Consider the following 11297-nt stretch of genomic DNA (forward strand, 5'->3'; position numbering starts at 1 on the left):
CGTTTCTCGCTCATTTCAACTTGGGTTAATCCGTTATTTTACCCTTTTCCACGGTAAACATCTTCGAATTTTCGTCCGACATGTCCATAACGTGTTCAGCGCTAATGGCGCTGACGAAAACCTGCGACTGCGTGGCTTTTAAGCGGCTGGCAAGCAGCCCGCGCCGCGCGTCGTCAAGTTCCGAGGCAAAATCATCTATCAGGTACAGGCAGCGCCGTCCGCTCTCGCGGGTGAGGAACTCCCCCTGCGCCAGGCGCAGCGCGCACATCAGGAGCTTGAGCTGCCCGCGCGACAGCGTGTCTTCCACCGGCGCACCGTCGGCACGAATGCGGAAATCCGCCTTGTGCGGGCCGTGCGCGGTGTAGGTCAACATGCGATCGCGCTCGAAGCTTCTCTCTAACACCTCGGCATAATCCGTCTCTTTCTCCCAGCCGCGCTGGAAGGAAAAGGTGAGAGAGAACTCGGGTAAAAACTGTTTGCAGGTGTCGGCCATATCTTCGGCAATACCTGCGCTGTATTCGGCACGCCAGCGGCTGATTTGTTCCGCGAGAGGGATTAACTCCATGTCCCACGGACGCAGCTGGGCGTAGCGCGTGACCTGGCGCAACGCGGCGTTACGCTGCTTGAGCAGACGCTTCAGGTTGCTCCAGGCGTTAAAGAATCCGGCTTCGTTGTGAAAGCATCCCCAGTCGAGGAACGCTCTTCTGTATTTGGGGCCGCCGTTGAGTAAAGTAAACCCCTCGGGCGTAATCAGCTGCATCGGCATCAGCAGCGCCAGCTCCGCCACCTTGTGGCCGTCGGTGCCGTCGATGCGCACCTTGCTGTCACCCTGCTTGTCTTTGGTCAGGCCGATGGCGGTTTCCCGTTCAGCGCCCTGCAAACGCCCGTGCAGAACAAAGGACTCCTGCTCGTGGCGAATGACGCGACCAATCTGCAAACTGCGAAACGCCCGACCGTGGCCGAGCGTATAGATGGCTTCCAGCACGCTGGTTTTGCCGCTGCCGTTCGCGCCAACCAGGAAGTTAAAGCCGGGGGATAAAGCGAGATCCGCGCTTTCGATATTGCGAAAGTCGCGGATCAACAGACGGGTGAGCGACATTACAGTCTCATTGGCATGACAACATATGCAGCCGACTGTGATGCGGCATCTTCAATCTGTACGCTCGAAACGGAGTCGGTCAGCAGAATGCGCACATTCTCGCATTTCAGTGCATTGAGCACGTCCAGCACGTAGCTGACGTTGAAGCCGATTTCCATCTCAGCCCCGGCGTAGGTGACGTCCAGAATCTCTTCTGCCTCTTCCTGCTCCGGGTTGTTAGCGGTGATTTTGATCTGGTTTTCACTCACGTACAGGCGCACGCCGCGGAATTTCTCGTTGGAGAGAATAGCCGCACGGGCAAAGGCCTGCTTGAGGCTATCGCAGCCCGCTTCCAGCGTTTTGTCCGGGTTCTTCGGCAACACGCGGCGATAATCCGGGAAACGACCGTCAACCAGCTTCGATGTGAAGACAAAATCACCCACGTGTGCGCGGATGTTGTTGCTGCCGATCTGCACGCGCAGCGGCGTGTCGCCGCCGTCGAGCATACGCATCAGCTCAATCACCCCTTTACGCGGCACGATCACCGAATGGTTCGGCAGAGAGTCGCCAATCGGCATAGAACAGACCGCCAGACGGTGGCCGTCGGTCGCCACGGTACGCAGCTCTTCCCCTTCGGTTTCGAACAGCATGCCGTTTAAGTAGTAACGCACGTCCTGATGCGCCATAGAGAACTGCGTGGCTTCAATCAGACGCTTCATCGTCGCCTGCGGCAGGGTGAATTCAACTTCACTCTGCCAGTCGTCCAGGTTCGGGAAGTCCGCAGCTGGCAGCGTGGAGAGCGAGAAACGGCTGCGGCCAGAGCGCACCAGCATACGGTCGCCCTCCAGCTGCACGGCGATTTCAGCGCCTTCCGGCAGCCCGCGGCAGATATCAAAGAATTTACGTGCCGGAACCGTGGTCGCGCCCGCGTCGTGCGGCTGCGTCAGCGTAACGCGCGCGATCATTTCCATTTCCAGATCTGTACCGGTCAGCGACAGCGTACCGTCCGCGACCTGAAGCAGCAGGTTTCCGAGAATAGGCAGCGTTGGGCGGCCGCCTAATGGGCCACTCACCTGTTGCAGCGGTTTTAATAAATGTTCACGTTCAACGGTAAATTTCATAGCGTCACGATGATAATGTTCTGATTAGATTGGAAAAATCTTCTTTTATGTCGTGGCTTTCTTCGCGTAACTGCTCAATCTTGCGACAAGCGTGCAGCACGGTCGTATGGTCACGGCCACCAAACGCATCGCCGATTTCCGGCAGGCTGTGGTTGGTTAACTCCTTTGCCAGCGCCATCGCCATCTGACGCGGACGCGCCACCGAGCGGGAACGACGTTTAGACAGTAAATCTGCCACTTTGATCTTGTAGTACTCGGCCACCGTCTTTTGAATATTGTCGATAGTGACCAGCTTTTCCTGCAATGCCAGCAAATCACGCAGCGCTTCACGCACAAAATCGATGGTGATCGCACGACCGGTAAAGTTGGCATTGGCGATAACGCGGTTCAGCGCCCCTTCCAGCTCACGCACGTTGGAGCGCAGACGCTTGGCGATGAAGAACGCCACTTCACCCGGCAGGCGAATGTCGTTCTCATCGGCTTTTTTCATCAGGATCGCGACGCGGGTTTCCAGCTCCGGTGGCTCGATCGCCACGGTCAGGCCCCAGCCGAAGCGGGATTTCAGACGATCTTCAACGCCGTTGATCTCTTTTGGATAACGATCCGAGGTCAAAATGATCTGCTGATTACCTTCCAGCAGGGCGTTGAAGGTGTGGAAAAATTCTTCCTGCGATCGTTCTTTATTGGCAAAGAACTGGATGTCATCGATCAGCAGCGCGTCAACGGAACGGTAGTAGCGTTTAAACTCTTCGATCGCATTGTTTTGCAGAGCTTTTACCATGTCCTGAACGAAGCGCTCGGAGTGCATATACACCACTTTCGCGTTGGGCTTGCGCGCCATGATGCCGTTACCTACCGCATGCAGCAGGTGGGTTTTACCGAGACCCGTGCCGCCATAGAGGAACAGCGGGTTGTAAGCACCACCGGGGTTATCGGCAACCTGACGGGCCGCCGCGCGCGCCAGCTGGTTCGACTTACCTTCAACGAAGTTGTCGAACGTGTGTTTCACGTTAACGTTAGAGCGGTAGGTTGGCTCTGCGGGTGCAGGAACGTTATCCCAGCCCTGACGAGCGGGTGCAACGCGAGGCGCCGGAGCCGGAACAGCCTGAGCGGGCGCGGCTACATTGACGGTTTCACGAACGGTTTGGGTGACCGGCTTTGTGCCCACTTCAAAACGCAGCTGTGGGACATCTGATCCACAGAAATCGTTCAGCAGGCCATTGATGTTATTGAGGTACTTGTCTCTTACCCAATCGAGCACAAAACGGTTTGGCGCATACAAAGCCAGCGTGTTATCGCTCAGCTCCGCCTGCAACGGGCGGATCCACATACTGAATTCTGTGGCTGGTAACTCATCCTGCAATCGGGCAAGACACTGCTGCCAAAGCGAAAGTGACACGGCGGACTCCACTCGAACAATAAAAGAAAACTATTGAATATTCATGATTGTTGGCGCACATCGACATGACCCTGTGTAAAGGGGGACGTGCGAATTGCTATCTGCAATTTATCCTGACCAGGATCCTGGGATCCCGATCGGGACCGCGGATCATAGCGTAAACTGAGCCAGAGATCTTCTGTTTCTCACAGATTCTTCCCGATTTATCCACAGGAAGATCCGAAACCGGGTAAGTGTAAACGATCCTGGCGCCAGTGCCCCGCGATTTAGTCCGCATATTGGAAAATTTAATGAGCAGCGACAATTTATTGCTTAAATGATCTAACGAAGATCCGGGACGATCCTTGCGCTTTGTTGGCGAGGCCGTATAATCCTCGACCCGGCGCGTGATGCTCATCTTCCTGCGTCGTCCGTTGCTCATTTTCCACGCGAAATCGTGCGGAAATACGCGGGAAATAAGGAAAGAGAATTGACTCCGGAGTGTACAATTATTACAATCCGGCCTCTTTAATCACCCACGGCTTCGGCGTCCGTCATTCGAAACTCGGTCGGGCATCCGCAAAAGTCATGAATTTTTTCAAGTTTAGGTAGAAATCGCCATGAAACGCACTTTTCAACCGTCTGTACTGAAGCGCAACCGTTCTCACGGCTTCCGTGCTCGTATGGCTACTAAAAATGGTCGTCAGGTTCTGGCACGTCGTCGTGCTAAAGGCCGCGCTCGTCTGACCGTTTCCAAGTAATAAAGCTAACCCCTGAGTGGTTAAGCTAGCATTTCCCAGGGAGTTACGTTTGTTAACTCCCACTCATTTCACTTTCGTCTTCCAGCAGCCACAACGGGCTGGCACGCCGCAAATCACCATCCTCGGCCGCCAAAATTCGCTGGGGCATCCCCGCATCGGTCTCACAGTCGCTAAGAAAAACGTTAAGCGTGCGCATGAACGCAACCGGATTAAACGTCTGACGCGTGAAAGCTTCCGTTTACGTCAGCACGAACTGCCTTCTATGGACTTCGTGGTGGTGGCTAAAAAGGGGGTTGCCGACCTCGATAACCGTGCTCTCTCGGAAGCGTTGGAAAAATTATGGCGCCGCCACTGTCGCCTGGCTCACGGGTCCTGATAGCCCTCATTCGGGTCTATCAACGCCTGATTAGTCCGCTACTCGGGCCGCACTGCCGTTTCACACCAACATGCTCAAGCTACGGAATTGAGGCATTGCGCAGGTTTGGAGTGATAAAAGGCAGTTGGTTGACGGTGAAACGCGTATTAAAATGCCACCCTTTACACCCAGGTGGAGACGACCCCGTCCCCCCAGGACCTTTTGATACCAGAGAACACTAACGATGGATTCGCAACGCAATCTTCTTATCATCGCTTTGTTGTTCGTGTCTTTCATGATCTGGCAGGCATGGGAGCAGGATAAAAATCCTCAACCCCAGCAGCAGACCACGCAGACCACGACCACCGCAGCGGGTAGCGCCGCCGACCAGGGCGTACCGGCCAGTGGCCAGGGGAAACAGATTACGGTTAAGACCGATGTGCTTGAGCTGACTATCAACACCCGTGGTGGTGATGTTGAGCAGGCGCTGCTGTTGACCTACCCGAAAGAGCTGAAGTCTAACGAACCGTTCCAGTTACTGGAAACCACACCGGAGTTCCTGTATCAGGCGCAGAGCGGCCTGACCGGTCGTGATGGCCCGGATAACCCGGCTAACGGTGCGCGTCCACTGTATAACGTCGAGAACGACACCTTTGTGCTGGCTGACGGCCAGAACGAACTCGTTATCCCGATGACCTACACCGACGCGGCAGGCAACACCTTCACCAAAACCTTCACCCTGAAACGCGGTGAGTATGCGGTGAACGTGGGCTACAGCGTACAGAACGCCGGTGCGAAACCGCTGGAACTGTCTACCTTCGGTCAGCTGAAGCAGTCCATCAACCTGCCGTCACACCGTGACACCGGAAGCAGCAACTTTGCGCTGCATACCTTCCGTGGCGCGGCGTACTCCACGCCTGACGCGAAGTACGAGAAATACAAATTCGACACCATTGCCGACAACGAAAACCTGAACGTCAGCTCCAAAGGCGGTTGGGTAGCAATGCTGCAGCAGTATTTCGCGACCGCGTGGATCCCGAATAACGACGGTACGAATAACTTCTACACCGCGAACCTGGGCAACGGTATTGCAGCCATCGGCTACAAATCACAGCCTGTTCTGGTTCAGCCGGGTCAAACCGGTAAGCTGGCAAGCACCCTGTGGGTCGGCCCGGAAATTCAGGACAAAATGGCAGCCGTCGCGCCGCACCTGGATCTGACCGTTGATTACGGCTGGTTGTGGTTCATCTCTCAGCCGCTGTTTAAGCTGCTGAAGTTCATCCACAGCTTCCTGGGTAACTGGGGCTTCTCCATCATCGTTATCACCTTCATCGTTCGTGGCATCATGTACCCGCTGACCAAAGCGCAGTACACCTCCATGGCGAAGATGCGCATGCTGCAGCCGAAGATTCAGGCGATGCGTGAGCGTCTGGGCGATGACAAACAGCGTCAGAGCCAGGAAATGATGGCCCTGTATAAAGCAGAGAAAGTGAACCCGCTGGGTGGTTGCTTCCCGCTGCTGATTCAGATGCCAATCTTCCTTGCGCTGTACTACATGCTGATGGGTTCCGTTGAGCTGCGCCACGCGCCGTTCGCCCTGTGGATCCATGACCTGTCCGCACAGGACCCGTACTACATCCTGCCGATCCTGATGGGCGTGACGATGTTCTTCATCCAGAAGATGTCGCCAACCACCGTGACCGACCCGATGCAGCAGAAGATCATGACCTTTATGCCGGTCATCTTCACCGTGTTCTTCCTGTGGTTCCCGTCAGGTCTGGTGCTGTACTATATCGTCAGCAACCTGGTGACCATCATCCAGCAGCAGCTGATTTACCGTGGTCTGGAAAAACGTGGCCTGCATAGCCGCGAAAAGAAAAAGTCCTGATTCGGTAAGTTAACGCTAAAATAAGGGCGGTCGATTGACCGCCTTTTTTATTTGTATTGAACGAGACCAACCATGAGCCATAACGACACTATCGTCGCCCAGGCAACCCCACCGGGACGCGGTGGTGTAGGCATTCTGCGTATCTCCGGCCTGAAGGCGCGCGAGGTGGCTGAAGCGGTGCTGGGTAAACTGCCAAAGCCGCGCTACGCTGATTACCTGCCGTTTAAAGATGCCGACGGCACGCCGCTGGACCAGGGCATTGCGCTGTGGTTCCCCGGCCCGAACTCCTTTACCGGCGAAGACGTGCTGGAACTGCAGGGCCACGGCGGCCCGGTTATCCTCGACCTGCTGTTAAAACGTATTCTCACCCTGCCGGGCCTGCGCATTGCGAAGCCGGGAGAGTTCTCCGAGCGTGCCTTCCTGAACGACAAGCTCGACCTGGCGCAGGCCGAGGCGATTGCAGACCTGATCGACGCCAGCTCAGAGCAGGCGGCCCGCTCCGCCCTGAACTCGCTGCAGGGGGCATTCTCCGCGCGCGTCAATCATCTTGTGGAAGCACTTACTCACCTGAGGATCTACGTGGAGGCGGCTATCGACTTCCCGGACGAGGAGATAGACTTCCTCTCAGACGGTAAAATCGAAGCCCAGCTCAACCAGGTGATGAACGATCTCGACGCGGTACGCGCCGAAGCGCGCCAGGGTAGCCTGCTGCGTGAAGGGATGAAGGTCGTCATTGCTGGTCGCCCTAACGCCGGGAAATCGAGCCTGCTGAACGCCCTGGCGGGCCGTGAAGCGGCGATCGTGACCGACATTGCCGGTACCACCCGCGACGTGCTGCGCGAGCATATCCACATCGACGGGATGCCGCTGCACATCATCGACACCGCCGGGCTGCGCGATGCCAGCGACGAAGTGGAACGCATAGGTATCGAGCGCGCCTGGCAGGAGATCGAGCAGGCCGACCGCGTGCTGTTTATGGTGGACGGCACCACGACCGACGCCGTTGATCCGGCGGAGATCTGGCCGGACTTTATCGCCCGTCTGCCGGCTAAGCTGCCGATCACCGTGGTGCGTAACAAAGCAGACGTTACCGGCGAAACGCTGGGTATCAGCGATGTGAATGGTCACTCACTGATTCGCCTGTCGGCGCGTACCGGTGAAGGCGTGGACGACCTGCGCAACCATCTCAAGCAGAGCATGGGCTTTGATACCAGCATGGAAGGCGGCTTCCTGGCGCGTCGTCGTCACCTGCAGGCGCTGGAAGAGGCGGCACGCCATCTTGACCAGGGCAAAGCGCAGCTGATTGGCGCGTGGGCGGGTGAACTGCTGGCGGAAGAGCTGCGTCTGGCGCAGCAGAATCTGAGCGAGATCACCGGAGAGTTTACCTCGGACGATCTGCTGGGAAGGATCTTTTCGAGCTTCTGTATTGGTAAATAAGTTTTAGTCCATCCTCGTCCGTGAACGTTCACTAACCCGCATTAACTGCCTGTTAATGCGGGTTTTTACTTCCATCCTCGTCCATAGTCGTGCGGGTTCATCCGCGATTTTTGTGTCCTGAATTGTGACCATCTTTAAATCCCTCGTGTGTCATTGTTCTTTTTTTGCGCTAAAAACCACATTAAATGGACACTCAGAAAAGGTAAAATATGGCACTTTCAATTACAAAACTGCGCACACTCACACCCAAAAACCATCTCTCGAAGCTTGCCGATCATGGCAGGATGGTAAGTGAAGTTCTTCCCACCAGACAGAAAATCTGGCGTTTCTGCTGCAGTTTTAATAACAAATCGCAAAAGATCGCGTTGGACAAATACCCAACTTTCTCACTTGCAGAAACGCGGCTTTGGCTTGAAAAGTACTGCTCAATGGATTCTCATGGCATCAGTCCGGCGCAGAAAAAAGTAGGAAGAAAGCTAAAATAGAAAGACCAAACGACAGTCAAGCGTTCGCCAAACGCTTTCTGAAAGATACCATTGAAAAAATAACCATGAGTCATACAACATCACTCGCGTTATTGAAAAGGACATTATCTCCATCATCTGGAAGCTGTAACCGAAAAAACTTACAACTGTCCATTAGAGCTGTTGTGGTTAGCACTACACGAACCATAACGCGAGATCAACATTGCACGTCTATTTAGCAATCACTGAAACAGGTAAATCAATTTCTGAGAACAGCCTCTCCTTTTCCCGGCAATTATCGGGATTTGGCTAATGTGGGATGGTAATGTGCGAAGTTATTTAGTTGAAGGTATGTCATCCATTTAACTATGGATATAAAGCATCTTTTCGAAATTGCCGAATCATAATATCATGCTCCACAGGTAAAAGTTGAGCCGAGGCGATATTTCAACATATTCGTTTTCAGCCACGATATAATTCCTCCCTAACCCATAACCTGAGATTCATATTTCATCTTTTAGCAATTACTGCATCTTCCGATGTTACCCAAACCTGAAATACGACAATTTATCGCAACAGGAGTGGACTTAAGCAGGCATCTGGTAAGTATCATGCTCGATCAGATATCTTCCGGTATCATGATAGTGTCAGTGATGATAGAGAATGGTAGATCGAGCACAAACAGGAGAGGCGCAGGAAAAGGGGTTTCGCCCATTGCTCTGAAGTCAAACCGTGTCGCGGGATAAACACCTCCTGTGTATGCCCCATCATGCCTTCCAAATAAAGCCCCACAACCACTAAGAAGGCTCGTGATAACGAGTAATAATAGTATCCGTTTCATAATCAATCCCTTTGTATATACCCAGAGAGTATACCATTAATTATTGAGATATTAATGCTCTAAAACAATGTGAAAGAATATATCATAGTGCGCGCGATCACAAATTCATCCAACCTCTGATGTGTCATATTCAAGCCGTCAATAATTCTTGCTATTAGTATTCATGAAAGCGCCTTCCACAGAATTACTTTTGCCAACTCAGAAGAAATCAGGTAGTTTCCACAGAAATTTTTGAAATATCTCCAGCATCAAGGATGGGATGATGACGATCAGACCGGCAGTAATTTTCGCCTTTATATTTCTTTCTATCGCCGGGCTTAACGCCTATGCCGAAGACACACCGCCCGCTCCGTATAAACTGAAATGGGGCATGAGCTATGAGCAAGTCAGAGACGTGCCTTTTTACTCCCTGGAAAAATCCGATATAAACTTTGTGGGTAAGGATCCAAACTTAATTGTTGCTACGATCGATCCCATGGAAGTAAATGCCTCTAATTATCAGACAATGACTCTTTATTTTGATAAAAATAAAGGGCTGAGAGGCATATCTATCTCAGCAGATGTCGATATAGATTACGATATCAACAATGACCGAGGTAATGAAGCATTGGCATTGTATAAGAAAGAAAGTAAAGAACTAGATCACCAATATGGCACCGCTGTCGAAAAAGAAGAGTTTATCGTCGATAAGAGCAAGTTTCACCAGGGACTAGCAGAGTGTCTTCGCCGCCTGCAGGAATCAGTTAACAAGGGTTCAGATCCTAATAAAACAACTCACTGCACAAAATGGCAACGCGACTATAGAAAAGGTAGGGCAACTGTTTTGCTCACTATTGAACCGCGGCAAGTCACCAAACGCTATATATATAAATAATTAACAGGGATAAATAGTTGCTAAACTTACTTCGATTATCATTACACCTGATGGCGGTGGCTGTTTTGACATTCACGCTGTCTGCGTGTAACGCAACATTTAATACAACCAAAAATATCCTCAGGAACGTGATGACTCTATCAGATCACCAGCGAGCAGTATCAGCGCTTGATGCTAATGATGCAGACGCCGCGCAGAACTTCCTGACCGGAAGGGACTTTAAAAACCGCTACGCTCCGATCGAAGATGCTGAATCCTGGGGTAGTTTACAATATCGAGCAGCTAAGATCGTTGTCTCTGCCGAGGGTAAAGGCCAGAAGGTCAGTGATGAGTCACTTTATCTTGCTCGACTGACGTTGTTTGAAGCCGAAGAAGGATTACCCGACCGCCCCGATATTATGCTGGACTACATGCATAAAGCGATGGCTATATTGCTGGAGAATCCGCGCTTACTCGATACAATAAATAGCGATTATGTCAGAACCTTTCCGGGCCAATTTACTCTTGAACGTTATGCTGTATGGCAATATCTAAGCGATGGCGGAGAGATTGACTGGACGAAAAAAGCGCTAAAAGGAGAAGGAAAATCAATTGCTGGCGTGAGCTACCGGGAATGGAACATTCGACTAAAAAAAACGCTCTGGAACCGCGGAGATATTTTTATGCAAAATCTCAATAAATCGCAGTTTATCTTTGAAACCATAGATTATTCTCAGTTTCCTGTCGTAGCTTGTGTCGCTAAACGAAAAAGATGGAGTTTGACACTTCCCAATAATTATACGATGCAAAATTTCCGCGGAGGTGGTGAATTCGATTGGGTCACCTGTAGCAAAGTCAAACATGATTAATTGTCTATTTTAAGGTTAACCGTTCAAAGAATATCCCAGATAAAAAAGTGCTCGGCCTGGCCCTGACGCTGGAACTCGTCAGAGCAATAGGTTTACGTTCAAAGAAAGCAGCGCTGCGTTATCAACTCTTTTCCAGAGTCATCATATTGTTCAGCAAATACATGGTGATTTCCTATCAGGAAATCACCATTGTCCAAATGGCAACTCGCCTAAACCCTTTTCACCCCCTATTCTGCATGCCTGCATTTATGG

At 52.3% G+C, this 11297-nt stretch carries 11 protein-coding genes and 1 pseudogene; 8 read left to right on the forward strand and 4 right to left on the reverse strand.

Annotated elements, in window-relative coordinates; all coding sequences use genetic code 11:
* Positions 1–25: 25 nt before the first annotated feature.
* From recF to dnaA, 3 genes are read right to left on the reverse strand one after another with little or no spacing between them, the layout of a single operon-like run.
* The gene (gene recF, locus UTO39_RS12295; protein ID WP_045260850.1) at positions 26–1099 is read right to left on the reverse strand and encodes a DNA replication/repair protein RecF; all 1074 of its coding nucleotides are present in this window, start codon (positions 1097–1099) and stop codon (positions 26–28) included.
* Complete coding sequence (gene dnaN, locus UTO39_RS12300; RefSeq protein ID WP_008500170.1) at positions 1099–2199, reverse strand: DNA polymerase III subunit beta; 1101 nt, start codon at positions 2197–2199, stop codon at positions 1099–1101. The genes recF and dnaN overlap by 1 nt, the downstream gene beginning before the upstream one ends.
* Positions 2200–2203: 4 nt before the next feature.
* Positions 2204–3598: a chromosomal replication initiator protein DnaA gene (dnaA, locus tag UTO39_RS12305; protein ID WP_032644944.1), complete on the reverse strand. Its 1395-nt coding sequence runs from the start codon at positions 3596–3598 to the stop codon at positions 2204–2206.
* Between the two features lie 599 nt (positions 3599–4197).
* On the opposite strand from dnaA, the gene rpmH reads away from it, so the two are divergent.
* The 6 genes and pseudogenes from rpmH to UTO39_RS12335 form a co-directional block, all read left to right on the forward strand.
* Positions 4198–4338 carry a 50S ribosomal protein L34 gene (gene rpmH, locus UTO39_RS12310; RefSeq protein WP_000831330.1) on the forward strand — a complete coding sequence of 47 codons (141 nt, stop codon included), beginning with the start codon at positions 4198–4200 and terminating at the stop codon, positions 4336–4338.
* Positions 4339–4354: 16 nt separating this feature from the next.
* The gene (rnpA, locus tag UTO39_RS12315; RefSeq protein ID WP_014072458.1) at positions 4355–4714 is read left to right on the forward strand and encodes a ribonuclease P protein component; all 360 of its coding nucleotides are present in this window, start codon (positions 4355–4357) and stop codon (positions 4712–4714) included.
* Positions 4678–4935, forward strand: a complete 258-nt coding sequence (gene yidD, locus UTO39_RS12320; RefSeq protein WP_001307474.1) for a membrane protein insertion efficiency factor YidD — start codon at positions 4678–4680, stop codon at positions 4933–4935. The genes rnpA and yidD overlap by 37 nt, the downstream gene beginning before the upstream one ends.
* Positions 4936–4937: 2 nt before the next feature.
* Positions 4938–6581, forward strand: a complete 1644-nt coding sequence (gene yidC / locus UTO39_RS12325; RefSeq protein ID WP_028014931.1) for a membrane protein insertase YidC — start codon at positions 4938–4940, stop codon at positions 6579–6581.
* 72 nt (positions 6582–6653) lie between these two features.
* Positions 6654–8018 carry a tRNA uridine-5-carboxymethylaminomethyl(34) synthesis GTPase MnmE gene (mnmE, locus tag UTO39_RS12330; RefSeq protein WP_048961460.1) on the forward strand — a complete coding sequence of 455 codons (1365 nt, stop codon included), beginning with the start codon at positions 6654–6656 and terminating at the stop codon, positions 8016–8018.
* A gap of 209 nt (positions 8019–8227) precedes the next feature.
* Positions 8228–8630 (forward strand): annotated as a pseudogene (locus UTO39_RS12335) (Arm DNA-binding domain-containing protein); the annotation flags it as partial.
* A gap of 471 nt (positions 8631–9101) precedes the next feature.
* Here the strand turns inward: UTO39_RS12335 and UTO39_RS22340 are convergent.
* Entirely contained in the window at positions 9102–9323 is a 222-nt protein-coding gene (locus tag UTO39_RS22340; protein WP_350309123.1) for a YceK/YidQ family lipoprotein, read from the reverse strand.
* Between the two features lie 259 nt (positions 9324–9582).
* Between UTO39_RS22340 and UTO39_RS12340 the strand changes: the two genes are divergently transcribed.
* Together UTO39_RS12340 and UTO39_RS12345 are read left to right on the forward strand one after the other, a co-directional pair.
* Complete coding sequence (locus UTO39_RS12340) at positions 9583–10197, forward strand: hypothetical protein (RefSeq protein WP_320727273.1); 615 nt, start codon at positions 9583–9585, stop codon at positions 10195–10197.
* Between the two features lie 131 nt (positions 10198–10328).
* A complete protein-coding gene (locus UTO39_RS12345) occupies positions 10329–11045 on the forward strand; it encodes a transcriptional regulator (protein ID WP_320727274.1) in 717 nt (238 codons plus the stop codon).
* The last annotated feature ends 252 nt before the right edge of the window (positions 11046–11297 follow it).

The organism is Enterobacter sp. 118C5 (assembly GCF_034107645.1).
GTDB classification, from domain to species: domain Bacteria; phylum Pseudomonadota; class Gammaproteobacteria; order Enterobacterales; family Enterobacteriaceae; genus Enterobacter; species Enterobacter nematophilus.

What these genes read in the sequence shown, in the direction of transcription:
- rpmH (WP_000831330.1), top strand. Translation starts at nt 4,198, where the DNA reads ATGAAACGCACTTTTCAACCGTCTGTACTGAAGCGCAACCGTTCTCAC.
- yidC (WP_028014931.1), top strand. Translation starts at nt 4,938, where the DNA reads ATGGATTCGCAACGCAATCTTCTTATCATCGCTTTGTTGTTCGTGTCT.
- dnaN (WP_008500170.1), bottom strand. Translation starts at nt 2,199, where the DNA reads ATGAAATTTACCGTTGAACGTGAACATTTATTAAAACCGCTGCAACAG.
- yidD (WP_001307474.1), top strand. Translation starts at nt 4,678, where the DNA reads ATGGCGCCGCCACTGTCGCCTGGCTCACGGGTCCTGATAGCCCTCATT.
- mnmE (WP_048961460.1), top strand. Translation starts at nt 6,654, where the DNA reads ATGAGCCATAACGACACTATCGTCGCCCAGGCAACCCCACCGGGACGC.
- UTO39_RS12345 (WP_320727274.1), top strand. Translation starts at nt 10,329, where the DNA reads ATGACTCTATCAGATCACCAGCGAGCAGTATCAGCGCTTGATGCTAAT.
- UTO39_RS22340 (WP_350309123.1), bottom strand. Translation starts at nt 9,323, where the DNA reads ATGAAACGGATACTATTATTACTCGTTATCACGAGCCTTCTTAGTGGT.
- recF (WP_045260850.1), bottom strand. Translation starts at nt 1,099, where the DNA reads ATGTCGCTCACCCGTCTGTTGATCCGCGACTTTCGCAATATCGAAAGC.
- UTO39_RS12340 (WP_320727273.1), top strand. Translation starts at nt 9,583, where the DNA reads ATGATGACGATCAGACCGGCAGTAATTTTCGCCTTTATATTTCTTTCT.